The 26,346-nt window shown below is 62.0% G+C and carries 18 protein-coding genes; 6 read left to right on the top strand and 12 right to left on the bottom strand.

What is annotated here, in order from left to right; genetic code table 11:
* The first annotated feature begins 49 nt into the window (after positions 1–49).
* Together AC0L3X_RS27675 and AC0L3X_RS27670 are read left to right on the top strand one after the other, a co-directional pair.
* On the top strand, positions 50–1,153 hold the full coding sequence (locus AC0L3X_RS27675; RefSeq protein ID WP_063986176.1) for an efflux RND transporter periplasmic adaptor subunit: 1,104 nt from the start codon (positions 50–52) through the stop codon (positions 1,151–1,153).
* Complete coding sequence (locus tag AC0L3X_RS27670) at positions 1,150–4,215, top strand: efflux RND transporter permease subunit (RefSeq protein ID WP_063981780.1); 3,066 nt, start codon at positions 1,150–1,152, stop codon at positions 4,213–4,215. The genes AC0L3X_RS27675 and AC0L3X_RS27670 overlap by 4 nt, the downstream gene beginning before the upstream one ends.
* A gap of 6 nt (positions 4,216–4,221) precedes the next feature.
* Here the strand turns inward: AC0L3X_RS27670 and AC0L3X_RS27665 are convergent, their stop codons facing one another.
* The 7 genes from AC0L3X_RS27665 to AC0L3X_RS27635 all read right to left on the bottom strand — a co-directional run bounded on the left by AC0L3X_RS27665 (position 4,222) and on the right by AC0L3X_RS27635 (position 15,977).
* Complete coding sequence (locus tag AC0L3X_RS27665; protein WP_063981781.1) at positions 4,222–6,051, bottom strand: SLC13 family permease; 1,830 nt, start codon at positions 6,049–6,051, stop codon at positions 4,222–4,224.
* Positions 6,052–6,103: 52 nt separating this feature from the next.
* Complete coding sequence (locus AC0L3X_RS27660; RefSeq protein ID WP_063981782.1) at positions 6,104–7,933, bottom strand: SLC13 family permease; 1,830 nt, start codon at positions 7,931–7,933, stop codon at positions 6,104–6,106.
* Positions 7,934–7,987: 54 nt separating this feature from the next.
* Positions 7,988–9,370, bottom strand: a complete 1,383-nt coding sequence (locus AC0L3X_RS27655) for a M20/M25/M40 family metallo-hydrolase (RefSeq protein ID WP_063981783.1) — start codon at positions 9,368–9,370, stop codon at positions 7,988–7,990.
* Positions 9,371–9,466: 96 nt separating this feature from the next.
* Positions 9,467–11,125: an MFS transporter gene (locus tag AC0L3X_RS27650; RefSeq protein WP_245328576.1), complete on the bottom strand. Its 1,659-nt coding sequence runs from the start codon at positions 11,123–11,125 to the stop codon at positions 9,467–9,469.
* 72 nt (positions 11,126–11,197) lie between these two features.
* The gene (glsA, locus tag AC0L3X_RS27645) at positions 11,198–12,196 is read right to left on the bottom strand and encodes a glutaminase A (protein WP_028152042.1); all 999 of its coding nucleotides are present in this window, start codon (positions 12,194–12,196) and stop codon (positions 11,198–11,200) included.
* Positions 12,197–12,398: 202 nt separating this feature from the next.
* The gene (locus AC0L3X_RS27640) at positions 12,399–13,964 is read right to left on the bottom strand and encodes an AbgT family transporter (protein WP_063981784.1); all 1,566 of its coding nucleotides are present in this window, start codon (positions 13,962–13,964) and stop codon (positions 12,399–12,401) included.
* A gap of 414 nt (positions 13,965–14,378) precedes the next feature.
* On the bottom strand, positions 14,379–15,977 hold the full coding sequence (locus tag AC0L3X_RS27635) for a DcaP family trimeric outer membrane transporter (RefSeq protein ID WP_063981785.1): 1,599 nt from the start codon (positions 15,975–15,977) through the stop codon (positions 14,379–14,381).
* 549 nt (positions 15,978–16,526) lie between these two features.
* Between AC0L3X_RS27635 and AC0L3X_RS27630 the strand changes: the two genes are divergently transcribed.
* On the top strand, positions 16,527–17,744 hold the full coding sequence (locus AC0L3X_RS27630) for a sensor histidine kinase (protein ID WP_231142851.1): 1,218 nt from the start codon (positions 16,527–16,529) through the stop codon (positions 17,742–17,744).
* Positions 17,745–18,057: 313 nt separating this feature from the next.
* Positions 18,058–18,693 (top strand): response regulator transcription factor, encoded by a 636-nt coding sequence (locus AC0L3X_RS27625; protein WP_028152046.1) that lies wholly within the window; start codon positions 18,058–18,060, stop codon positions 18,691–18,693.
* 563 nt (positions 18,694–19,256) lie between these two features.
* Here the strand turns inward: AC0L3X_RS27625 and AC0L3X_RS27620 are convergent.
* From AC0L3X_RS27620 to AC0L3X_RS27600, 5 genes are read right to left on the bottom strand one after another with little or no spacing between them, the layout of a single operon-like run.
* A complete protein-coding gene (locus AC0L3X_RS27620; RefSeq protein ID WP_063981786.1) occupies positions 19,257–19,571 on the bottom strand; it encodes a hypothetical protein in 315 nt (104 codons plus the stop codon).
* Positions 19,562–20,569, bottom strand: a complete 1,008-nt coding sequence (locus tag AC0L3X_RS27615; protein ID WP_354113660.1) for a Gfo/Idh/MocA family protein — start codon at positions 20,567–20,569, stop codon at positions 19,562–19,564. The genes AC0L3X_RS27620 and AC0L3X_RS27615 overlap by 10 nt, the downstream gene beginning before the upstream one ends.
* Entirely contained in the window at positions 20,559–21,605 is a 1,047-nt protein-coding gene (locus AC0L3X_RS27610) for a Gfo/Idh/MocA family protein (protein ID WP_063981788.1), read from the bottom strand. The genes AC0L3X_RS27615 and AC0L3X_RS27610 overlap by 11 nt, the downstream gene beginning before the upstream one ends.
* 10 nt (positions 21,606–21,615) lie before the next feature.
* On the bottom strand, positions 21,616–22,764 hold the full coding sequence (locus AC0L3X_RS27605; RefSeq protein WP_063981789.1) for an N-acetylglucosamine-6-phosphate deacetylase: 1,149 nt from the start codon (positions 22,762–22,764) through the stop codon (positions 21,616–21,618).
* A complete protein-coding gene (locus tag AC0L3X_RS27600; RefSeq protein ID WP_231142847.1) occupies positions 22,761–23,540 on the bottom strand; it encodes a glucosamine-6-phosphate deaminase in 780 nt (259 codons plus the stop codon). The genes AC0L3X_RS27605 and AC0L3X_RS27600 overlap by 4 nt, the downstream gene beginning before the upstream one ends.
* A 132-nt stretch (positions 23,541–23,672) precedes the next feature.
* Between AC0L3X_RS27600 and AC0L3X_RS27595 the strand changes: the two genes are divergently transcribed.
* On the top strand, positions 23,673–24,734 hold the full coding sequence (locus tag AC0L3X_RS27595; RefSeq protein WP_473317013.1) for a LacI family DNA-binding transcriptional regulator: 1,062 nt from the start codon (positions 23,673–23,675) through the stop codon (positions 24,732–24,734).
* A 211-nt stretch (positions 24,735–24,945) separates the two neighbouring features.
* Positions 24,946–26,289: an ABC transporter substrate-binding protein gene (locus AC0L3X_RS27590; RefSeq protein WP_063986179.1), complete on the top strand. Its 1,344-nt coding sequence runs from the start codon at positions 24,946–24,948 to the stop codon at positions 26,287–26,289.
* Positions 26,290–26,346 lie beyond the last annotated feature (57 nt).

The following is a 26,346-nucleotide window of genomic DNA, read 5'->3' as shown; positions in this document are numbered from 1 at the left end:
GCAATCCTCCCGGCAAGATCTCACTCCCGGAACGGAACAGGTCATGTTCATGCACGGCAGCCGATCCGCGCCCCGAAACATCCTCACATCGACGCTGGTGACGGCGTTCTCGCTGATGCTGGCAGGATGTGGACGGGAAACCGAAACCAAGGACGCATCTCCGCCGCGGATCGTACGTACAGCGACCGTAGAAAAACGCAAGGTCACAACGCCGCTGACATTCTCCGGACGGGTCGAGGCAGAAGACGAGGTGAATGTCGCATTCCGGATCTCGGGACGATTGTTGAGTAATGACACCAAGATAGGCGACCGGGTCAAGGCCGGCCAGGTGCTGGCACGATTGGAGTCGCAGAATGAACTGAGCACGCTGCGGCAGGCGCAGGCCTCCCTTGCCGCCGCTCAGGGGCAGTTGACCCAGGCGCGCAATCACTTCGATCGTCAGGAGACGCTGTTGGCGCAGGGGTGGACCACGCGCGTCAACTATGATGCCGCAACCCAGGCACGGCAAACCGCGCAATCGCAAGTCGATGCGGCCGAAGCGCAACTGAGTTCTGCGCATGACCTCGTTGGTTTCACCGAACTCAAGGCTGATGCACCCGGCGTGATAACAGCCACAGGTCCGGTCGCCGGCGAGGTCGTCCAGGTCGGGCAGATGATCGCCAGGATCGCACGGCAGGACGGTCGCGATGCGATCTTCGATGTCCCCGCTCAATTGATCAGGTCGGCCTCCACCGATCCAGAGATTACTGTCAGCTTGGCTGACGATCCGTCGATAACGGCGCAAGGGCGCATTCGCGAAGTCGCTGCACAGGCCAGTGCTGTGACCCGAACCTTCGAGGTCAAGGTCGGCCTGACGGATCCGCCAGCCGCGATGCGGTTGGGTGCGTCAGTAATAGGGCGAGTGAGTACCACTGCAGGGCCGATGATCGATATTCCATCTTCCGCGCTGACCAGGATGAACGAGCAGCCCGCCGTATGGGTCGTCGACCCGGCCACCGCCACGGTCGCGGTGCGCAATGTGGACGTGCTGCGATTCGATGAAGCGCAGGCCATCATTTCCCAGGGGCTCGACATCGGCGAAATAGTTGTCACCGCCGGCGTTCAGGCGTTGCATCCGGGTCAGAAGGTCCGGATTCTTGGATCCGAGCCATGAGCGGAATTAATCTTTCCGACTGGGCTCTGAAACACCGTTCGCTGGTCGTCTATATGATGATGATTGCGGTGGTCGGGGGAGCGCTGTCCTATTTCCGGTTGGGGCGCAACGAAGATCCCGCCTTCATCATCAAGACCATGGTCGTCCAGGCCGCGTGGCCCGGCGCAACTGTGGAAGAGACGATGAAGCAGGTGACTGAGCGCCTCGAACGTCACTTGCAGGAAACGCCGCATCTGGACTTCCTGCGGAGCTTCACAAGGGCCGGTGTCGCGACCGTCTTTGTAAATCTGAAGGGGAGCGCGAATGCGAAACAGGTGGCCGACACCTGGTACCACGTACGAAAGACGATCGGAGACATGCGCCATACACTACCCGCAGGCGTGATCGGGCCGGGGTTTAATGACGAATTCGGTGATACATTCGGCATCATCTATGGCTTTACCAGTGACGGCTTCACTCAGCGTGAGTTGCGCGATCGGGTCGAAGACATCCGCTCAAGGCTGCTTCTCGTACCTGACGTGTCAAAGATTGAGCTTCTGGGCGAACAGGATGAAGTGATCTTCGTCGAGTTCTCCACGAAGGAGCTCGCGGCCCTCGGAATTGATCGGTCCGCTCTTATTGCGGCGCTCCAGTCGCAAAACATCGTGCGTCCGGCAGGAACGATTCAGACCGGCTTGGAAAGCATCTCGATTCGGGTATCAGGCAGCTTCCAGTCGGAGCAGGACATCGCCAACATCAATTTTTCCGCCGGCGGCCGCATGCTTCGCCTAAGCGATATTGCGCAGGTGCGACGCGGCTACACGGATCCGCCCCAGCCGATGTTTCGGATCAATGGCAAACCGGCAATAGGCCTTGCAATCGCCATGCGGGATGGCGGCGACATTCTCGCGCTCGGCGCCAATATTAGAAAGGCAATGGCGCAAATCACCGCGGATCTCCCCATTGGAATTGAGCCCAGCCTGGTCGCGGACCAGCCCGTTGTCGTCGACCAGGCGATCCGCGAGTTTACGGTCTCGCTGATGCAGGCGATCGGCATCATCATGGTGGTGAGTTTCATCAGCCTGGGCGTACGACCCGGCCTGATCATCGCGCTGGCCATACCGTTCACGCTGGCGATCGTGTTTCCGATCATGGGACTTCTCAGCATCGATATGCAGCGAATATCGCTTGGCGCGCTGATCATTGCGCTCGCATTGCTGGTCGACGATGCGATGACCACGACCGATGCGACGCTCAGTCGGCTCGCAGAGGGCGCCAGTAAGATCGAGGCGGCAACTTTCGCATATCGGACCCATGCAATGGCGATGCTCGCGGGCACGCTGGTGACGATAGCGGGCTTTATACCGGTCGGCTTTGCCGCGAGTTCCGCCGGTGAATACACGTTCTCGCTCTTCGCCGTGGTCACGATCGCACTGCTGGTTTCCTGGTTCGTTGCGGTCATTTTCACGCCACTGCTCGGAGCAGCGATCCTTGTTCCACCGAAGCAGACAAGTACGGCGGATCCGGGCAGGATCTTCCGCATGTATCGGAGTTTCCTGACTTTCGCGATGCGCGCGAAATGGCTGACGATCGCGATCTCCTTGGCGCTCTTCGTCTGTTCGGTGCTTGCGCTGCCGCTCATCCCGCGACAATTCTTTCCATCGTCGGACCGTCCCGAATTGCTCGTGGACCTGAGCTTGCCGCAGAACTCGTCAATCCACGCGAGCGAGGCTGCGGCAAAGCGCCTGGATGCTGCCCTTTCGACCGATGCCGATGTGGCGCGGTGGAGCACCTATGTCGGGCGCGGCGCCATCCGCTTCTATTTGCCCCTTAATGTTCAGCTCCCGAACGATTTCTTCACGCAGGCCGTGGTGATCGCCAAGGATGTCGCTGCACGCGAGCGCCTGCATTCCAAGCTCGAAAAGCTGCTCGCGCAGGAGTTTCCTAACGCGATTGCGTTCGTTTCTCCGCTTGAGCTCGGACCGCCGGTTGGATGGCCGGTGCAGTATCGGGTCAGTGGGCCCGACGTGGAGCGGGTGCGCGAAATCGCGCTCAAAGTCGGACAGATCGTAGCCTCCAGTCCGGACACCAAACAGGTGAATTTCGATTGGATGGAACCCAATCGCCAAGTGCGTATTCGCGTGGACCAGAACGAGGCTCGCCTTCTCGGCCTCAGTTCGCAAGCGATCGCGACAGTCCTGAATACGGTCATATCCGGCACACCCATTACCCAGGTTCGCGACGATATCTATCTGGTCAATGTGGTGGCGCGCGCGACCAACGAGCAGAGGGGCTCGCTGGACGGTCTGCGCAACTTGCAGGTGGCGCTGCCGGGTGGGCAGACTGTTCCTCTCAGCCAGTTCGCCTCCTTCGAATATGACCAGGAGTTTCCGCTCGTCTGGCGGCGCGACCGCATTCCGACCCTGACGGTTCAGGCTGCCATTGCCGGTGACAAGCTGCCGGAGAGCGTGGTTACGTCGCTCTCGATGGCGATCGAGAACTTCAGAAAAAGCCTTCCTTCGGGGTACAGCGTCGTCGTGGGTGGCACCGTGGAGGAAAGTCAGAAGTCGCAGGCGTCTGTGCTGGCGGTGGTGCCGGTGATGCTGTTCGTCATGTTTACCGTCCTCATGGTGCAGCTCCAGAGCTTTCCGAGACTGTTCATGGTGCTCAGCGTGGCGCCGCTCGGCCTTATCGGCGTGGTTGCAGCGTTGATGCTGTCCGGCAGGCCCCTGGGTTTTGTCGCCATTCTCGGCGTACTCGCGCTGCTCGGCATGATCAGCAAGAACGCGGTCATTCTGATCGGTCAGATCGACGCCGAACGCGCTTTGGGCAAGACGGCCTGGGACGCTGCGGTGGATGCCAGCAGCTCCCGTTTTCGGCCGATCATGTTGACGGCCATATCGACTGTTCTCGGGATGATTCCAATCGCGCCAACAGTATTCTGGGGACCGATGGCATTCGCGATCATGGGCGGACTCCTGGTCGCCACCGTTCTGACGCTGGTCTTCCTGCCGACGCTGTATGTAGCCTGGTTTGCGCGGGACGAGAAAGAGCAACCGTCCGCGGGATCGCGCCCGGCCTGACGGCCGCTAAAATCGGAGCAGCCAAGGCACCAGCGCCAGGGTCGTTACCATCACGACGACGGTAAAAGGGACACCAATCTTCAAGAAATCGCCGAAACCGTAATTGCCCGGTCCGACCACCAAGGTGTTCACCGGCGAAGACACAGGCGTCATGAAGGCGGCCGAGGCCGCGATGGCGATAGTCATCGCGAAGGGATACGGCGAGGCGCCGATGTCCTTCGCGACAGCGAGCGCTACTGGCGCCATGAGCACCGCGGTCGCCGTATTCGAGATGAACAGGCCAAGCGCAGCCGTGATCACGAAGAGCAGCGCCAACAGGACTCGCGGTGATGCCTCGCCCGCAAGATGCGTCACCGCGTCGGCGGCGAGATCGACGCCACCGGTACGTTGCAGCGCCAGCGAAAAGGGCAGCATGCCGACAATAAGAACCAGGCTCTTCCAGTTGATCGAGGCATAGGCGCTGTTGAAATCCACGCAGCCCAGCAACCCCATCAGCAAGCAGCCGATCAGAACCGCGTGCACGTTCGGCACCACACCGCTGACCATCATACCGACCGTCAAAGCCAGCACCGCCAGAGCCTGAGGTGCGAGGTTCGCGGCCGGCAGAACGTCTTTGTGCTCGGTCGGTAGGTTCAGGACGACAAGATCCGAGAATTCGGATCGCAGCTTGCGGATGTCAGACCAGAAGCCGGTCAGCAGAAGGGTGTCACCGACCTTCAAGGTCTCATCGAGCAGCCCCTGGCTCACAACCTCGCGACCGTGCCGCAACCCCAACACCGTCAATCCCATTTCGCTGCGCACCCGCGCTTGCAAAATGCTCTGGCCAATCAGCTTGGACTCCGCCGGGACGATGACTTCGACCATGCCGATCTCCTGCGAACGATCGGTGAAGTAGCCGCAATCGCCCAAAGGGAGCTTTTCGACCATATAGTCATTCAGCATCCGGTTGGTTTCGGCAGGGGACGCGATGACGTCGAGCAGCAAGATCTGCCCCGCGGCGAGCTCGGTCCTTGCGTTCGGGCGGATCGCCTCGGACCCGAAGCGGCCGGGAAGCTCGATGGCGAGCAAATTCACGCCACTGTTCCGGAGCGGGAGTTCTTCCAGGCGCTTGCCGACCAGTGGCGAGTCAGTCAGCACGCGTACGCGCAAGGCGCGATCGACGAGGCCATACTGCGTCACCCAATCAAGCAAGTTCGGCTGACGGAGCTCGCCGTCCACACGCTTGGCCGAGACGGGCAGAAACCGCCGCGCGAACAGCATATAAGCAATGCCGAGCGCCAGGAATGTGAGCCCAAAGGGCGTGAAGCTGAAAAAGCCGAAGCCTGCCGCACCCTGGCGGATCAGCTCAGCGTTGACCACGAGATTCGGCGCCGTCGCAACGAGGGTGAGCATGCCACTGATCAGGGCCGCAAAGCTCAAGGGCATCATCAGCTGGCTCGGCGCGGCGCCCGTGTTCTGACAGATGCGCAGCACGACCGGGATGAAGATGGCCACCACGGCGGTCGAACTCATGAATGCACCGAGCCCGCTGACCGCGAGCATCAGCAGCACCAGCATGCGCGTCTCGCTGCTGCCGGCGGTCGCATTCAGCCAGTCGCCGAGGCGACGCGCCACGCCGGTGCGCACCAGCCCTTCTCCGATCACGAAGAGGCCCGCGATCAGCACGATGCTGGGATCACTGAACCCCGCCAGCGCCTCGTTGATGGTAATCACCCCAGTAAATGGCATGATCACGATCATCAGCAGCGCGACCGCATCCATGCGCGGGCGATTGGCCATAAACATCACGATCGCGGCCGCAAGCAGCAGAAGAACCAAAGCAAGATTGGTGTTCATGCGGAAATACCCGGTCGGTTAAGACGCAAACCAATCATCCTGCGCAAACTGCTCATCCTGCGAATGGCCAGAGCATGGGCACGAGAAACGTGCCTACCAGGAAGAACCAGAGCAGCAACGGTAGACCCATCCTCCAGAAATCACCAAATCGATAGCCGCCGGGGCCCTGCACCATGAGGCTCGCTGAGGCGGCGATTGGCGTAAGAAAGGAAGCGGCGGCAGCCACCGCCACAGTCACCAGCGCGGTGCGCGGCGAGACACCGACGGCTTCCGCGGAGGCAATCGCTATCGGAATGACGATGAGTGTCGTCGCTGTGCTGCTGATCAACTGGCCGATTAGCGCCGTGAGCAAAAACAGCCCCGCCAGCAGCGCGTACGGGCTCGCATTGCCGACAATGGCAACGAGTGTATCGGCGATGAGATAGGCTGCACCCGTCTTGTACATGGCGGTCGAGAGCGGGATCAGCGAAGCGACCATGATTAGCACGTTCCAGTTGATCGCCCGATAGGCTCGTTCGATCTTGAGTACGCGCAACAGGATCACCGCGCAGGCCGCCGCCAATCCAGCGACGACTCTTGGCACGACGCCCGTCGCTAGCAGCGTAACCATGACCGCGAGAATGACAATGGCGCGTATGGAGCCGGTGCCCAGGGGCCTGGCCTGGCTGCGGATCATGTCAGGGGCAGCAACGACGAGCACGTTGGGATCTCGCCCGTACTCCTCAAGCGCTTCCCAACGGCCTTGCAGCAACAGCGTGTCACCCGCCGCAAGAACGGTTTCGCCCGGTCCGAGATTCTCGCCGCCGCGTTGAACGCCCAGGATAATCAGATCGCCACTTTCGGTGACCATGCCGGGGAAGACGGTCTCACCGATCAGACGAGAGCGGGGCGGCAGCACCACCTCGGAAAAGCCATGGCTATCGTTGAACAGTGCCTCCCGCATTTTGCCGATCGTCTCCTGGCAGGGCGTCAGTCCATGCTGCTCCGCGAACGCGTCCATCGCCGCCTGCTCACCGCGCATGATGAGCCGATCGCCTTCCACGAGAGAATGTTGCCACGAGATGCTGTTCTGGCGGCGAGGGCGAATAGCGATGAAGCTGAGTTCCGGGTGGTTCTCGCGCTCCAGCCGCGATTCCAGCACTGCCTGCAACGTGCCGCGATAGGGCGAGGCGGCGGTGATCTCGAGCTGGTACACCTGGTCAAACAGCTTGTATTGCTCGGTCAGCATGCGCGAATGGTGGCTCAGATCCTCCGGCATTTCCCGGCTAGTGCGCACCGGCAGCAGCGTATCGCCGAAAAGAATCACGATGGCCACGGTACCTGCCAGGAGCGGTACGCCGATCACCGTCATCTCGAAAAAGCCGAAGGGCGCGAGACCGACATCGCTCGCCGCGTCGGAAAGCAGCACGTTCACAAGGCTTCCGGTCAGTACCAGCATCGAACCCGAATAGGAGGCGAAGGCGAGAGGCATCATGAGTTGCGCAGGCGGCCGCTTGAGCCGGACGGAGACGATCACCAGCATGGGCAGCAGGGCAGCCACTGCGCCACCCGAGCCGATCAGCGCCGTGAGAAAGGCCACGAGCAACATCGACAGCACCAACAGGCGTGTCCGGCTTTCGCCGGCGTAACGGATCAGCACCTGGCCTGCCCACGTGGTGACGCCGGACGAATCCAGGCCGGCACTCACCACGAAGAGCGAAGCAATGAAGAGTATCGTGGCGTCGCCGAAGCCTGCCAGCGCCTCGGAGAGCTCCAGAATGCCGGTCGCGTAAAGCACGAGTGTCGCACTTAGCGCCACGACCGCGACTGGCACCCAGTTCGAGACGAACAGCAGCACCATCGTGGCGATGATGGCGAAGGTAATGATTATATGCGGCGTCATCGCACCTCGCGAGGGCGGTCTGGCCCGGAGCCAGCGCTGCGTGCCCGTGCCGCTCTACCGCGACAGCGCTTCCAGAATACGTGCCCAGGAGCGGATGCCCTTATGGAAGCTCTTGAGATTGTACTTCTCGTTCGGGCTGTGGATGCGGTCATCCTCGAGGCCGAAGCCCGCAAGCACCACGTCCATGCCCAGCGATTGTTTGAGCTGATGGGTCACGGGAATGGAGCCGCCACCGCCGATGAAGACTGCGGGCTTGCCCCATTCGGCCGTCAGTGCGTCGCGCGCCTTGCCGAAGGCCGGGGCCTCGATCGGGAAGCGGATCGCCTGACCCGCGCCATGCTCCAGGAATTCCACACGGCAATCGGCCGGGACGCGTGCATGCACATGCTCCCGGAAGGCTTTGCGGATGGCATGGGGGTCCTGATCGAAAACCAGGCGGAAAGACACCTTTGCCGATGCCATGGCGGGAATCACGGTCTTGAATCCGGCCCCCTGGTAGCCGCCGCCCATGCCGTTGATTTCGCAGGTCGGGCGCGACCAGACCATCTCCAGCGCGTCGCGGCCCTTCTCGCCGGCGGGAATCGAAAGCCCGATGCCGCCGAGGAAGGACTTTGCGCTGAAGTTCAGGCTGTCCCATTGCTCGCGCAGCGCCTTGGGAAGTTCCGGTACGCCGTCATAGAAGCCGCGCAGCGTGACGCGTCCGTTGTCGTCGTGCAGGTCAGAGAGGATGCGGGCGAGGATGCGGTTCGGATTGGCCGCGGCCGAACCATAGAAGCCCGAGTGCAGGTCGCGGTCGGCGGCGTGTATGATGACCTCTTCACCGCAGAGTCCGCGCAGCATAGTCTGGATCGCCGGCGTCTCGTGGTCCCACATGTTGGTGTCGCAGATCAGGCCGATATCTGCGCGCAGCTCCGCGGCATGGGCATCGAGAAAGCCGGGCAGGTTCACGCCACCGGATTCCTCTTCGCCCTCCAGCAGGATCGAAACCGGAATCGGCAGTTTGCCGGTGACCGCCTTCCAGGCGCGGCAGGCCTCGACAAAGGCCATGAGTTGGCCTTTGTCGTCGGCGGAGCCGCGGCCAGTGATGATCTTCGCGCCATCGGGCATCGTCTGGATAGACGGGTCAAAGGGATCGCGATCCCAGAGCTCGAGAGGATCGACCGGCTGCACATCGTAATGACCGTAGAACAGCGCCGAGGGGCCGGGCACGTTGCGGTCATGCGCCACGACCATCGGGTGCCCCGGTGTCGGGCGCACCGAGGCGTCGAAGCCAATGCTCTTGAGGTCGGCCACGTGCCATTCGGCATTGGCCATACATTCGGCCTTGTAAACCGGATCGGTCGAAATCGACTTGATGCGCAGGATCGCGAACAGACGCTCGAGAGCCGCATCGAGATTTGCGTCGACGTTGGACAGGACATCATCGAGCTTGGTCATGGAGCCCTCCGGAGGGTCTTCTGAGCCGTTGGTCAGTACGCGTGGGCGCGATCGCCACATTGTCCGTCGTCGCGAACGCTGTTCTTTGCCACGAGGTTACGATTGCTGTTCGTTCCTTCCGCGCTTACGCGGCGCCGGGTCGGGAATTTCGCCTGGCAGGAAATTGGGCAGCTTCCCTGCCGGGAAAATCGCAAGCAAGGCAACGCCAGCCATGATGATGAGGCCAATTTTCAAAGCGCGCAATCGCACGACAGTGTTGACGCGCACCGCTTCCGCCACTTGAGCCGGAGAGGCCGTGGTTTGCTCCATCACGCTCTGCAGCCGGTCATTGCTGATGAAGGTGATGTTATCCAGGTCCAGCTGCCCCTGTATCTCAGGCGGCAATTTTGGATTTTCGGCGATGGTCCGTAAAACAGCCGCGCTTAACAGGCCGACGAGGAGTGCCCCGGCCACCGCTGTGCCGACGGCCGCGGCGAGATTGTTGGTCGTGCCGCGCAGCGAGCCGACGTCGCCCGCGAGCTCTTTCGGCGAAGCCGTGACCAGCACGTTGAACAGCAGTGTGACCAGCGATCCCTGTCCAATGCCGAAAATCACCAGCCCAAGGAGAACCGGGACGGCGCTCCAATCATTCCTCACGACAAAGGCGAGCCAAAGGAGCGCCACAGTGCAGAGTATGAAGCCATAGCGTCCGATCTGCCTCGGCGTGAACCGACCATAGAATCGCACGATCAGCATCGCAGCGAAGAAGACGGTGAGGTTGAAGGGCATCATGGCGATTGTTGTCGCCAGCGGCGTGCGCCCCTGCACGATCTGGATGTATAATGGAACCGAGAAATTGAGCATTGCTTCCAGCGCTACGACAGCAAACATCGCATACACCGCCGCCCGCTCCTGCGGGGAGTCGATCACCTCGAGCGCAAGAAGCGGCGTCTTCCCCGCAGCCTGCTGTCTGTGGGTCCAACTCAGAAAGCCCTGACCGAGCACGATACCCATCACGATCATGATCGGGGCGGGAGATACGCCAAAGAAGTCGAATGGCGCATTGGGCCCCGCCAATCCCAGCCCCCACCGATTGAGGTTGTTGAAACCGAAGCTGATCAGAATGATGGCTGCGGCAGCGAGAATGACGCCTACGAAATCGATCCGGACCTCCGGACGCGCCTCATCGGGCTTGAGACGAAAGCTCAAAAGGAAAACCACAGCCGACACGGCGATCAGAATCCCGAACGCAGGGCGCCATCCGATGAATGTGCCTAGAGTACCGCCGATGACAAACGCCAGAACGCCCGCAGCGGCGCGCGCGGAACCCAATGCGCCAACGGCTGTTGCCTGCTGCCGCCCCTTGTAGTTTTCCGCGATAAGCGCGACCAACGACGGTACGATCACCGCACCAGCCGCGCCGGACAAGGATTGCGCAGTAATCATGAGATCCGCGTTTGGACTGAACGTCATCAACACCTGCGCGGCGCCGAACACGGCAACGGCAACGCGGAATACGTGCGTCGCTCCGTAGCGCTGTGTCAGCTTCGCACCGAGCATGACGAAGCCGGCAACAAGCATCGAATAAGCCACGATACCGCTGGCGACAGTCGTGGGCGGAACGCCAAAACTGTTGACCATCCCTCCCAGCGCTACTGGCAAGGAGGCGACGTTGAAAGACATGATCATCTGGCCGAGGGCGATGGTGATCATCGGCACCCAGGATGCATTCTCTTCCTCAACGGAGTGAACCGTCGTCGCAGATGCCATCGTCATGGCGTGTCCCCTGTCATTTTTTCTGAAGTCCAGCCACAGTCAGTGCGGGCTGAATCTCCGACAATTGCAAACCTACGCTTCCGGGTTGGACATGAATAAATCCATGCCCAACCGCTGCGACAGATACTTCGCTACAAGCTGTCCCTTGACGCTGTTTCCGGCGCTGTCGAGCGGCGGCGCAAAAGTCCCCAGACCGCCCTTTCCCGGGGAGACCGTGACGATCCCGCCGCCGATGCCGCTCTTGCCGGGGAGCCCGACATCGTAAAGCCAATCGCCTGATGTCTCGTACATTCCGGCAGTGGTCATGACGGCCAGTGCGTAGTGGCAGACCGACGGATCGACCACGCGAACTTTCGTGATGGGGTTCACGCCACCGTCCGCCAAAGTCGCACCCATCACCGCCAGATCCTTGGCACTCACATTCAGCGCGCATTGTCTGGTGTAGAGATCTGTCGCCTCTGCCGGATCACAGTAAATCCGTTCGAAACTCTGGAGCAGGCGGGCGATGCTCTGGTTTCGGAAGTTGGTCTCCGTCGCCGAGGCATAAACCTCGTCGTTAAGCGCAAGCGGACGTCCGGCGAACTGTGACAATCCGTCGTAGATAAACTTCCATTTCGCATCAGCCGTCGCCCCCGGGACGAGGCTTGTCGTCGCAATCGCGCCCGCATTCACCATCGGATTTGTGCGGCCATCGGGGTTGCGTTCGACGGCAGCGAGCGAGTTGAACGGAAGTCCGGTCGCGTTCGCTCCAAGCTTCTGGCGTGCCTGCGCCGCGCCGAGGACCTGACAGACCAATGCAAAGATGAACGGCTTGGAAACGCTCATGATCGAGAATTCGTATTCGGCCGCCCCTACGGCATAGACCGCGCCGTTGGTGCCGACCACGCAAACGCCGAACAGGTCGCTCGGCACCTCGGCGAGCGCGGGATATACTTGAGAGTTCTTGCCGTCTGTATTTGATTTGTAGCGCGCGTACACCTCGTCGATCAGCGAGATGACTTCAGCTTCGGCTGGCAAGTGTCCGGTTGATACGTAGGAATAGTTGTTGTCGGCATCGGCGTTCGCATTCATAGCGCGTTCCAAGCCTCCATAATGAGAAGCACCGAGGGAGCCCCGACATGTGTCGGGTCAAACGCTCCTCACTCGCCGTTTTCGTTCACTGCCTTTAGCGAGGCCCAACGGACCGTCATCTAACGTTGATTTTCCTTGGTGAACAATCAGGCCATTTACCCGGACATCTCGGGGTTTTTCCGGGTTAGGGCTGCCTTGCGCCTCACAATCCCCAAGGCAAGCCCAGCAGGTACCAGACAACGAACAGCACGGTCCAAATGATGGCCATCCAGAGAGTGTACGGCAACATCAGCGCGACAACCGTCCCGACGCCCGCTTTCTTGTCGTAAATCTGGGCAAATCCGACCACCATGGCAAAGTAGGCATTGAGCGGGGTAATCGCGTTGATCGGCGAGTCACCGACGCGGTAGGCAGCCAGGACGGCCGCGGGATCAACGTTAAGCTGCACGAACACCGGCACGAAGACCGGCGCGAAGATGGCCCATTTGGCAATCGCCGGCGTGAACACGAAGTCCAGGATCATGACGACAATGATGAAGCCAACCAGCAGCCACAGCGTGCCGATATTCGCGCTCTTCAAGACATCGGCCATCGTCAGGGCCATCAACGTCGGAATGTTGCTATAGTTGAAGTAGTCGACGAACTGGCTGATGACGACGAAGAGGAGGATGGTGCCGCTCAGCGAAGCCACCGCCTTGGTCATGGCCGCGATGACGGCCGTGGAGCTATTCACCGTTCTCGCGCCGATGCCGTATGCGATCCCGGTTGCAAGGAACAGCACCATGATAACCCCGATCAGGCCGTTCATGAATGGTGAATTGCCGATCAGGACGCCCGTGGTCGGATTGCGCAGGGGCGCGCCCGACGGAACCGTTAACAGAAGGAACAGGATCACGACCCCGAGCAGCGCAAAGCCGCTGTACCTCAGCCCACGCGACTCGTCGGCGGAAAGCTGCCCTCCGTTCGCCTCCGGCTGAGTGTTGGCGGTCTTCTCGGCCTGGTAAGCGCCCAGCCGTGGCTCGATGATCCGGTTGTTGATGAGCGCGATGACGATGGTCAGGACAACAACGGAGGCGATCGAGAACGAGACGTTGGCGGTCAGATCCAGCGACGTGGTGGGGTTGACCATGTGGATTGCGTCGTTGGTGATTTCCGTCAGAACGGCATCAAGCGGCTTGATGATCATGTTCACGGTGAATGCACCGGCGACTGCGGCAAATCCCACAGCGAGCCCGGCGAGAGGATGCCGGCCAACGCTCAAGAAGGCGGCGCCGGCCAACGGGATCAACACCACATAGCCGGCGTCTGCGGCAATGCTGGACAAGATGCCGACGAACGCGACGATGTAAACGAGTGCCCAACTCGGAGAGACGGCCACGAGTTTTCTGATCAACGCGTTGATCAGGCCGGCTTCCTCGGCGACGCCGACGCCCATCATGGCGACGATCAACAGCCCAACCGCGGTGAAACCCATGAGGTTTGGCACGAGCCGGGTGTAAATATGACGAATTCCATCCGCCGTCAGCAGGCTATTGGCGGCAGAGGTCGCGGTCTCGATCTTGTGAGTATCCGGGTTGATGACCTGATAGGTGACGCTTGCCCCCAACATGTAGAGTAAGTGAGACAGCACCAACACGATGGCGATGAGGATCAGAAATATCACGACCGGGTGCGGGACGCTGTTTCCGACACGTTCGACAGTGTCGAGGGCTCTTTGCGTCATCGTCTTCGATGGCGGCGTGTTCGTGGCGTCACTGCGCGCGCTCATGTCGGAAATCCTCCCCCGCTCCATTAGCGACGGCTGGAGCAGCGCTGGTACCATGATGATCGATGCTATGAGAACAGCGAGGAAGGATCGGACGCCAATGCGCGCTCGAAACCGCTGATCTCGTAATCAACGCGACGACCCCGCTACTCCTCTGACGAAGATGCCAGCGTCATCGCCGCGAGTGCGGCGACGATCTGAAAGGACCATGGGAGACACGGAGGCCTCTCGGGAGAGGATTGCTCATCCTTTCGCGATCTGTCCGTTCATACGCTGCCTTACGAACAATCAATAAGACGCATCAAAATCCGGCTGAATACCGAATGCGCCTAGATTGTTCCGGGGCAATTACCGACCCGAACGAACGTCTGTGTCAGCAAGGCTTCCATGTCTGCCTGCGAAGCAACAAGGCTGTCTTCAGAACCGCACAGTGGCCGAGCCAAGGATGCGATTGGCGGTACCAGAGCCGGTGCTGACCGGGGCTGTTGCTGCGGTGCCGCCGTACACGTCCCGATGGGAGTAGACATATTCAAGACCGACGTCGAGCCATCCGGTCCCGACGCTGTTGCCGCGAAGCTCGGCGAACGGGCTCCAGATCAAATTGACGATCCCCTGCTGCATGGTGCTGTTCAACGACGTCGCCGAGGCAGATCCCGGCACGAACAATTGCGCATAGGACGGATATTGCTGCCATGCGTAGGAGTAGACGAAATTGCTGCGCAATTGCGGTGTCCAGAAGCGGCGGTAGCCTGCGCTCGCGCCATAGGTCGGCAGGGCGTCGAGGCTGGGATCGACAACGCCGGGCAGACCGATGTTGGACAGCGCATCCTGGCCGAAGGTATTGGCGCCGAAATAGCGCCCGATGCCTTGGCCGTAATAGGCCATGCCAACCAGCTCGTCCGGACCGAAAGCTGGTGACAGCCATCGCATTGGGAAGCGACCGCTACCTGCGACACCCCAACCGGCGGTATTGCGCTCGACCGCTGGCGGCGCCGCCGCCGTACCAGCCGTGCGGATGGTGAGATCGCGCAGCAGGCCGCGCAGGTCGAGGCCCAGGCCATCGTTCCGGTATTCGAGCCGGCCGAGTAGATCGGGCACGGAGGCAAATGACGGACTCAATCCACCAAAGCCAGCCGGGGTGCTGATCTGCGTGAATACGCCTGCCGCGGACGTGTACTGCGTATCCGGCATCTCGATCGAAACGTGCCCGGTCAATCCCGGAGCCAATGTCGCGGTCGCCCGAACCTGCGCCTGGCGCACGAATGACTGGTTGAGATTGGTCGAGAAGTTCACGGTTTCATAGACGCCCTCGTTCCACAGGCTGTTCGCCCAGCCGACCAGGACACGAAACTGTTCGCTGCCGACCTCGCCCCAGGCCTGACGGAGCCGAAAGACCGCATTGGGTGAGGCTGCCGTGCCCCCGCCGAAGTCGCCTTCAAAGCGGGTTTCCAGAGTGCCCCAGGCGGTCGCCGTGCGCGTATCCATACCGATGCGGCTGAACCGGGCGGACAATCCGGTATCGCCTCCCTGGATGTCGGCGGGGCTTCCGGAAAGCGGAATGGTTTGCACTGTCGGCGCATCGGACTGATTGCGGCCATTGAAGTCGTGGTAGCCATTGACGTTCGCGAAACCGTAGAATCGCACCTCGGACTGCGAACCCGGGATGCGCAAGGACAAACCCGGGAGATCGGAACGCAGCGCGTCCTCGCCTTCGCCGTCGAACTGACTGCCCATCGGTTCGGGCGGACGCAGGCCCGGAATGGGCGCCGCCGCGGCTTGTGGAGGGACCGCAGCACTCGCAGTCATGCGCGGCTCAGTCGACGCAACCGGAATCGCAGGCGGCTTTTGCCCGGTGGTCGGTGCGACGACGTCACGACGTGCGGTGGCGGCTTGGGACTTCGAATGCTTATCGCGCGTTTCGAGTTCGTCGACGCGATGGCGCAGCGCGCTGATCAGCTTGTCACCTTCTGTTGCGCGGGCTTGCAGCGCATCGAGACGGCGCATCAACTCTTCCATTGAAGGTTTCTGCTCCTGACTGGCGGGTGTCTGCGCCAAAGACGGACCGGTAAATATTGCGATTGATGCAACGCCGCAAAGCGCTCGGAATGTTCGCACGCAAGCCTCCTGTTGGCACGTTCGGGGCACATCGAGTTTTGCGCTTGATTTCAGCGATCGCAAGCCGGCTCCATCGAAGGTCGAAATTTTCGGCGAGATTGTGCCATTTCGGTTGTACCGCAGCGCGGTTGCATCGCGCTCGGTCGGCTCAACATCATCCTGCAGTGCAGAAAGCGATCTCAGGATAGGGACGGGGGCGTGAAATCGAAATGGCTCACAATCCCACCACTGTGCGCTGCATCCCGTATCGTTGCGTCCGCCATATTTGCGTGGCACGAACTGCATAGTCATATGCCGGAATTCATGCCAGTCATGCGAGGTTTTGGTCTTCGGAGAATACAACCTGCTGGCTGAGGGTAAGATCGAGCGTATAATCCGATCTATCCCCTAGGGCGTTTCCTGTAGTCCGGTGATCGATGCTGGGACGACTGGAGAGGGGAGCTTTCGAGATTGAGCGTTGAGTTCGACCTCGAAAACGACCCGGAAAGTTGGGTGCGTACCGTGAAGCCACACAGTTCTCCTGCTTGCGAGCCGGCGCGTCCCTTTATCGACGATCACCTGATTGGCCAGGACGCAATTGGCGATCGCTCATATTGGACACACTCCGAAGAGCTCCTTTTCGCGGTCCGCCCCTCACGTGGCGGGCGCTTCGTGTACGAGGCAATCAATCAGGCCTTCGAGGCTCTCCTTGGAATGTCGCAGCAGGAGGTCCGAGAGCTGGACGTCTTCGAATGTCTTGCCAAGGAAGACGCCGAGCGTCTCTGTGAAATCCTCCAGGCATGTCTTGCGGAAGGAACCGAGGCCAAAATCCAGCACAGTCTGATGCTCGGCGGCTTGCTGCGGGATGTCGAGACAACCGTTGTTCCGATCCTCCATCCCATGGCCGGCAATGCGGCCCGGTTGATTGGCGGTCATCGGTTACTCCACAAGGAGGGGCTCGACTGTGTGACTGAAGAGGCTGCTTTCCTTCACGGGGACGTCAGCCTGATGTCCATCCGCGAGGACATCCACCAGCGGATCGCATCGGAGCTTCATGATTCGACATGCCAGGAGCTGGTTGCCGCCAGTCTTGGTGTGATGCGTGTCCGCACTTGCCTCGATAACCCGCGCGGCGTCGAGCGGCTTTGCGATGATATCGACGCGTCGATCGACGCGGCACTCAAGGAAATCCGCTCTCTGACCTATCTGCTCCATCCCCAGGATCTGACGGACCGGGGACTCAAGGCGACGATCGAGCAGCATGCCTTGGGGTTTGGTGCACGTACGTCGTTGCGGGTGAGCACGAGGATTCCCACCGCCGTCGATCAGCTACCTTACGCGAGCCAGCTCTCGGTGCTGCGGGTCGTTCAGGAGGCGCTCACGAACATATTCCGCCACGCGAAGGCGACGGAGGTCAGAATCGGCGTCGAGGCAATCGAGGGTCACTTCCATCTGACGATCAGCGACAACGGGCGCGGTTTTCCGGTCGATCACACAAAACGTGGCAACGGTGCGATATCGTCCGGTGTCGGCATTCCCGCCATGAGAGCGAGACTTAAGCAGCTTGGGGGCACGTTCGAGATCCGGTCCAATCCTGCACCGCGACACACCGGCACGACGCTGTGCGCGGTGTTCCCGCATGGTCTCATGACCAAAAGGCGCAGCCGGCGCGCGTCACTGAAATCATAAGCCAGCGTGTGCACGGAATGACGGAGATCAGGGACCCCGAGGGCAGGCAGTCTCTGTCCGTCGGTTCCCGGAGTTCCCTCCACGAAATGAAGGCTGATCGACGATGATCGTGTAGCGGTCCGATTTGGGCTGCGCGCGGGCAAGACCCGTCGATGTCTGATTGGAAACGCCGATGTTTGGTACATCCGCCCGGAGATATCAGGGTTTTGCAGGATAACCCATTGAAGGATAATCGGTAGATTGGCACACTTGACTGCTGGAAATCTCCATCCATTGCCCGACAGGTTCTGGGCCCGCATACGGGAACGACGCCGTGAAACGCATCGTGATTGCGGATGATCATGAAGTCGTACGTTCCGGGCTCCGAGCGATCGTTGAGACCCGCTCAGACTGGATCGTCAGCGGAGAGGCGACCAACGGCGAGCAGGCTGTGGCCGTGGCGGTGGAGACGCGTCCGGACGTCGTGATAGCCGACTATTCGATGCCGCTGATGAACGGACTTGAGGTCAGCCGCCGCCTCAAGTCGATGCACCTGCGCACCGAAGTATTGATCCTGACGATGCACGAGAATGAGGAATTGCTGACTGAAGCCATCCTGGCTGGCGTTCGCGGCTTCCTGTTCAAATCGGACGCCAGTAGGCACCTGATCTTCGCGATCGAGGCCTTGCTCGATGGCAGACCTTACTTCACGGGCGTTCTGTTGGAGAAGTTGCTCCACGAATACCAGGCCGGCAAGCAAAATACGTCCGACATGCTGCTCACCGCGCGCGAGCAGGGCGTTGTCCAGCTTATTGCAGAGGGACACACCAACAAGTCGATCGGCGTCATCCTGAAGCTGAGCGTAAAGACCGTCGAGACCCACCGCGCGTCAGCGATGCGCAAGCTCAGAATGTCATCGACGGCCGAGCTCGTCCGCTACGCCGTTCGCAGGAAGCTCGTCAATCCTTGATGGAGCTTTCAATGCGAGTCGCCGCCTCGCTAGCGATCAGCGACAACGCGTTCTCCCGTTGGAAACGCCGCGATTTTCGCTGGAGCGACAGCGGTGCTGTCAAGGTCCGGACTTGGGCAGACCCGCTCCAGGAGCATCCGGGCATTTCCTTCCAGCGGCCCGAGACTCGAAAGCACGACGTTGATCTCCCGAATTCGACGATACAACGTCGAGCTCGGCACACCTGGCTGACCGGCAGCGCAATGACGGATTATGATCGTCCGACGGACGCCCATTTTCAGCCGCATAAGCTTGGGATGCGACCGGCAAGTCATTGAAACCGCGGCCGACTCTTAATCAGCGGGTCCCAGGTTCGAGCCCTGGTGCGCCCACCAAGCTTTTCAATAGCTTAGGGGTTTGTTACGATCGTCATTCCGACAGACGCGCCGTGGCTATTCCGACAAACCGGCTGTCTTTGTTCTTTCTTCTCGCCGTTTCTTCGTGCCGGAAATTAGCTGTTTCCGTGTGCGCTTTGCCTAGGTCGGCAACTGCCGCGACGGGCGATGGCGGCCGGCGGCTTGAGTTCAGCGTCCGTCAGATCGCTGTCGGCTCCCTCGGTAAAAGCCGCCGTGGCGGAATGATGTAAAGGACAGCTCTTCACGGAGATCGACTGCACGGACGATCTTTTTCACGACCCCGCGCAGGTAGCGAAGATCCTGCTTGGCTGTGATCCAGGGCAGCAGGGTAGGTGACCTCCGGTGCGAATGGTCGCGTCGAAAGACCAAGCCGCACACGGTCGTCTGCTTGATTTCGTCGAGCTCGGCCATCAGCTCCGGGAATAAGGTCTCGCCAGTCTCATCGAACACTGCGAGCAGCAGCTCGCCATTGGTTAACCCCATCGCATGGGTTTTCCGCCGTTGGCCGCGCTCTCCTGAGCAAGTATTGCGATACGCGTGGCGCGCAGGGCCTCGTTTGCCGCAATCTGCAAGGTCTCGCCGCGGGCGAGATGATCAAAGACGAAGCTGGCGGGCGAGGCGCCCACGGGCAGGTCGATTTCGCGCCGGGGTCTCGTCGCCGTCTCGACGAGCAGTCGATTTTCCGCGAACAGAACGTCAGCACGACCCTTTGTCCCGGAGATCCGCATGGCGTAGTCGCCGTGCCGTGGCGATGCTTCGGGCTGGATCCAGTCAACTTCGATCGCGAATTCCGGTCCGCCATCGCAGGCGAGAATAGCACGCCCCAGCGCGGGAAAGTTCGTCGTGCCGGCAGCCGGGGTCGACGAAATCCAGCCGCTGATCGTGCCGCTGGTGTATCCCGTCAACCAAAGGGCCAGATCAATATCGTGGACCGTGAGGTCAGCGAGGATGCCGCCATAAGTTGATGGTTCGAACATCCACGCTGGACGTCGGCTTGGGACCAGCTTGTGCGGCCCGGTTGCAGTGATGGATACAATGTCCCCAAGTTGGCCGCTGTCGATCACGGATCGGAGTGCGAGCGTGACCGGATAAAACCGCTTCTCGAGCAGAAGAGTGAGCAAATTGCGCCCGGCGAGCGTCTCCTCGATAAGCGCAAGCTGGGCCAGGGTCACAGCCATGGGCTTGTCGGCGATCGCGAAGATGCCGCGGCGTAAAAGTTCGACGACGATTGGAGCGCGAAGACCGAATTCGGTGAAGACTGCTGCGGCCCGAACCCGATGCGCATCCAGAAGCGCATTCGGGTCGGCGTAGCCGGGCGTCTTCGTACGTCGTTCGAGCTCGGTGCGCCGCGCTGGGTCATGATCGGCGACGGCCACGACCCTGACGTCGGTTCTGACAGCGATCTCTGACAGCACGTATTCGACATGCGGGTGGGCTGCGCCGATGATGGCGATGTCGAGCATCTCGGAGCTAGCTGGCATGAATGGCCTCCGCTGCGATCTCATTGGGGCTGACGGCGCGACCTTCGGCAGCTGAGCGATAGATGGCGTCAACCAGTCTCGCAGCTTCGAATCCATCCCTGAACGTGCTCGCAGGCGGCCGTTGCTCCCGGACGGCGCGAACGAAGTCGCGCCATTGGGCGATATGTCCGCCGATCCCGATGGCCTTGGGATCGCTGGCGGCACTGCCAACCCCGGCCGCACTTGGCGGCTCCGCAATGCCGGGAAAATCCCAGCGCACGATGCTGTCGTTTGCGAGCTCGCAACTGCCGCGGTCCGTGAACAATCGAAGCATGGCCGGCCGTCCCGGAGGCAGCGCCGTACTCGTCACGATCACGCCGAGCGCGCCGGATGCGAAAGACAGCAGCGCCGCCGTCGTGTCCTCGACGGCGTGTGCGTGTCCGAGCGTCGTCGTCTTGCCTTGAACGCTATCGACGGCTCCGAACAGCCAGAGCATCAGGTCGAGATTGTGAACACCCTGATTGAACACCGAGCCGCCGCCATGCTCCGCTTCGCTGCGCCACGGCTTCTCCGCATAGTAGGCGTCGGAGCGGTACCAATGGATCGCCGCCTCGATCAGGCGCGGCTGTCCAAGATGACCCGCGTCGAGCAGAGCCTTGATCGCCTGGTGCTGCGGTTCGAGACGGCGCTGCGAAACCACACCGCACGTCAGTTGCGAGCGCTCGGCGGCGCGGACCAGGGACGCAGCCTCGGCCGGATCGACGCAGAGCGGCTTCTCGACCAGCACGTGCCGCCCCGCCTCGATCGCAGCAAGCGCGACGTCATGATGCGCGCCGCTCGGGGTGCAGACCACGACCGCGTCGATCCCGGCATTCGCCAGCATCGCCTCGGTGGTCGCGAATGCCGGAACGTCCTCGCCATTCATGCACGCAGCAATCTGCTCAGGCGTGCCGCCGGCGATCGCGGACAAGACGGTCTCGTCGAGCGCCCGTATTGCCCGCGCGTGTGTTTCGCCGATCGCTCCCGGACCGATCAACCCGATGCGAAGCCGGTTCATGTCTCAGTCCTCAAGAGTTGCAACGATAGGGTCGGCCCGCGACATAGACCGTCTCGGGCACGAGAGATTCATCCTCGCCGAGACGGAAGCGCAGCAGATCGGCCGGCGCTCCCACCGTCAGCGCAGGAAGGTTGAACGGGATACGCGGATTGACAGTTGCGAGCCTCAGCGCCTCTGCCAGGGTCAATCCGGCCATGCGTCTTGCCGTGGCTATTCCGAACACGAGGCTGACGGCTGCGCCCGCCAGAAATGATGTGCCGACGACTTCCAGCCGGCCGTTCGCCTTCAACTCGACCTTGCCGCCGATCGGCGCGTCGTAGACTCCGGGTGTGCAACCCGCGAGCGCGGCGGCATCGGACACCAGGATCGCTCGCTCCAGCCCCTTTGCGCGCAGCATGGACTTGAAGGTCTCGGGGGGAAGGTGATGGCCATCGGCGATGAAGCTCGCCCATAGCCTGTCCTCCGCCAGTTGCGACCAGATCGGGTTGGGATGTCGTGGCAGCGTGGCGGCGATGCCATTGCCAAGATGCGTCGACAACATTGCGCCCGCCGCGACGGCGGCGGAGATCTGATCCGGTGCGGCGTTTGTATGGCCGAGGGCAACACGGACGCCGCGCGCATGAAGGCCGCGCACATAGGCGTCCGTTTCCGGCCAATGCGGCGACAACGTCACGAGGCCGACGAGGTTTCCGCAGGCCGCCTGCCACGCATCGAACTCGCCGAGGCTCGGCGGCCTGACATGTTCGGCCGGATGCGCACCGCGCGGACCATCTTCTGGCGCGATGTGCGGGCCTTCAACATGCACGAAGGGCATTGCGTGCTTGAGAAACGGATCGCTATCACGCGCCTGCGCTATGGCGCGCAATGCATCGATGATCGCATTATGCGATGCCGTGATGAGCGTAGGGGCAAAACGCGACACCCCGCTGTTGTGGACGGCCGTGACGAGATCGCGGACCGTCCGGAGATCAGGGCGGCCATTGAGATCGTAGCCTGCAAAGCCGTTCAATTGCAGATCGAACAGGCCGAGCGACAGCCACAGCCCGTCATCGTCACCGCCGGGAACGATGTCCGTGATCCGGCCGTCCTGAATGACGATGGTGCGATTCTGTCCGGTCTCCGGATCGCGGCCCGAAACGCGCGTTGCCGGATCTGTCATGCGCGTACCGGTGTCAGTGAGAGCTGCGGCGGCGTGGAATCCTGGTCGAGATACAGCGCGCAACGTGGGTGCGTGCGGAGCGCGCTCGCCGGGCACTCGGTCCCGATCGGACCATATAGCGATCGTTCGACGGCGGCGCGTTTGGACGCGCCGGGCACGACGCAAAACAGCCGGTCGGCATCCAGGAGCCGGGGAATCGTCAGCGTGATTGCATGTGCCGGAACATCTCCGAGCGTCGGGAAGCACTCATCGTCAACCTGCTGCTGCCGGCACACTGCGTCGAGCTCGACGATCTTGACCGACTTGGTGTCGTGCAGATCGGCGACCGGCGGGTCATTGAAGGCGAGGTGACCGTTCACGCCGATTCCCAGGCAGATGATGTCGATCGGGGCTTCGCCGAGAAGGGCCGCATAGCGTGCTGCTTCCCGCTCCGGATCCGGCTCCTGCCCGATCAGGTGAACCGCGCCGAAAGCGATGCGCGAGAACAAGTGACGCGTCAGCCAAGCCCCGAAGCGCTCCGGCGCATCCGCGGGAAGTCCGAGATATTCGTCCATGTGGAAGGCTGTGACGCGCCGCCAGTCGATATCGCGCTCGCGAGCAAGGGCATCCAGCATCTCCGCCTGGCTCGGTGCCGCCGCGAAGATCATCCGCACGTTGCTCTGCCGTCCGAGGTGGTCGCGGAGCGCCGCAGCGACGTCCGCGGCGGCCGCCCGGCCCATCGCATCCCGCGTCTTAAACGTCGCGATTGAGGGAGTCACCGAAGCCGTCATGCTCATCCATGGTCTGCCGGGCCTGCACTTTACCCTCGAGCGGAGAGAATGTGATGCAACCGGTTGCATGTCAAGCTTGCGCCCCGGGCCCGGCCGGGGCATGTCTAGGTGAAGGCGATGCAGAGGAGGCGGCCTGCGGTGAAACGCGATTCCGATAGCGGCGGGGAGGGACGTCCATCGGTCGTGCCGACGATCAGTCAGGTCGCGAAGGCCTCCGGGGTTTCGCGTGCCACCGTATCGCGCGCCTTCTCGCGGCCGGAGATGCTGACCGAGGAGACCGTCCGGCGCGTCAAGGAAGTCGCGGGCAAGCTCGGTTATGTGCCGAACCAGGTCGCGCGTGCGCTTTCGACCGGACGCCACGGCAACGTCGCGCTCATCGTCTCGGATGTCGCGAACCCGTTCTTTCCACCGCTGATCAGGGCGGCGCAACTGCGCGCCGACCAGGCCGGGCTGTGCGTCTTCCTCGGCAATTCGGACGAGGATCCCGTGCGTGAGGAGTTGCTGGTCGGCCGCTTCATCGGCCAGGTGGAGGGGCTGGTCCTCGCCTCGTCGCGCCTGGACGAGGAGCATATCCGCCGTCATGCGACGCGCCGGCCGCTGGTGCTCATCAATCGCGATATCGAAGGCATTACGCGGGTCCTGATCGACACCGCGCCGGGTGTGGCGGCTGCGATCGCACATCTGGCCGAGCTGGGGCACCGGCACATCGCCTATGTCAGCGGCCCCACGACGTCGTGGTCGAACCAGCAACGGCGCAATGCCGTCCGGCGCGAGGCGGAGAAGCGCGGGCTCAAGGTGATCGCCGTGCCCGCGCGTCCACCCTCCTACGACACCGGCCGGCTGGCGGCCACCCAGATCGTCGCCAGCGGCGTCACCGCGGCGATCGCGTTCGACGACCTTGTCGCTCAAGGCCTGATGGCAGGGTTAGCTGCGCTCGGTGTCGAGGTGCCCAAATCGTTCAGTGTCGTCGGCTGTGACGACGTCCTCGGCGAAACAACCTATCCGCCGCTCACCACCGTGGGGGGGGGCGGCGCCCCCCCCCGCGCGGGGGGGGGGGGGGGGGGGGGGGGGCCCGGGGGGGGGGGGGGGGGGGGGGGGGGAGGGCCCCCCCCCCCACCCCCCCCCCCCCCCCGCCCGGGGGGCGGGCGCCCCCCCCCCCCGCCGGCGATGTCGCGGTCGGCCTGTTGCTCAGCCAGATGAATGGCGGCGTGTCGGGCGAGATTCGCCACAAGCTGAATTCCCATCTCGTCATTCGCGCCTCGACCGGTCCGGCCCCTTTGAAGCGGCGAGGCCGCTGACGATTTCATCAAGGGCCTTCGAAAGCGGCAACGGATCGCAATTGACACGCAACCGGTTGCATGCGAGCTTTTTCGCAGGATTTGTCCCATTCCGTATTGCGAGAATGACCCTCATGATGAGACCCGTCGGCAGGTTCGGCTACATCACGCGTCCCGAGGACAACATTCGCCCGGCGAATTCGGGGCGTCGGTCATGGATGTCGGCCGCGCTGTCGCTGGCGCTCGCTGTCGCCGTGCCGGCGTTTGCGTCTCCTGCTTCGGCGGAGAAGCTGACCATCTGGAGCGGGTGGCCTGATCTGGCTCCGTTCTACAAGCGCGTCGGCGACCAGCTGAAGAGCAAATACCCGGATCTCGAAATCAGCGTTGAGTCCATTGCGCTACGCGAGCACGAGAAGCGGCTGGCACTGTCGCTTCCATCGGGCGCGGCCGGGGACGTCATCGAGATGGAGGTCGAGGCGGCACGGTATCTCGAGGCCGGCCTCATCCCGGAGCCGCCGGCGTCGATCGTCGATTTCGTCAAAGCCAATTACGACATGACGCGCGTGAAGACCGCCATGTACGAGGGCAAGATCTTCGGTGTGCCGTTATTCCAGGGGCAGGGCGCGCTGTTCTACAACACCGAGATGTTCGCCAGGGCCGGCCTCGACGGTCCGCCCAAGACCATGGCCGACTACACCGCTTATGCGCAGAAGCTCGCGCAGCGCGATGCCTCCGGCGTGCCGACGGTGAGCGGATGGAGCTTGCGTCTCAGCGGCGGCGGCTCGGGCATCGCGGAGAAGTACTGGACCATTCTCTATAATCACGGCGGGACGCTGCTCGAGGAGAAGGGCGGAAAATGGCGCGCCGCCTATGCGAACGCAGCCGGCCGCGCCGCACTCAAGCAGTATCTCGACAACGTCGTGGTCTACCGTACCGTGACGCCCGAGATGAAGGCGGATGCGGAGGCCTTCGAGCTCGGCCAGACCGCGATGTTCATCCGGGAATCCTGGGTGATCGGCGACGTCGCCAAGAAGGCGCCCAATCTCAAATACGCCACGGCTCCACTGCCCAAGGGCACGCTGATGGTCCCGGTCGATCTCTACGTGCCGAACAAGGGACCCAAGAGCCAGATCGCCTGGGATTTCGTGCAAAAGGCCAACGAGCCGGAAAATCTGCTCTGGCTGCTCGAGAACACGGCCTGGGTCCCGAACCGCAAAGGCCTCGACTACTCCGCCGTGCTCAAGAAAATCCCGCAGCTCGACGCCTTCGTCAACACGCCGCCCGGCCACGTCTTCTTCACGGTCCCGGCGATCAGCCCTGCCAGCGAAATCCTCACCCGGCTCGCGGCGCGGCTGGAGAAGGCGTTCACCGACAAATCGCTGGCCGGCAACGACGCCGCGATCGATGCTTTCCTGAAGGCCGCGGCTGAGGAGAGCGACAAGATCCTGGCCCGGGAAGACCTGCTGGCCAAACCCTAGACTCCATCGACAAGGACCCACTCAATCCAGGCGCCGGCGGCTGACCGGCGCTTGCCG

This window comes from Bradyrhizobium sp. MI1.7 (genome assembly GCF_055811795.1).
This window is presented reverse-complemented; position numbering and strand designations above follow the sequence as displayed.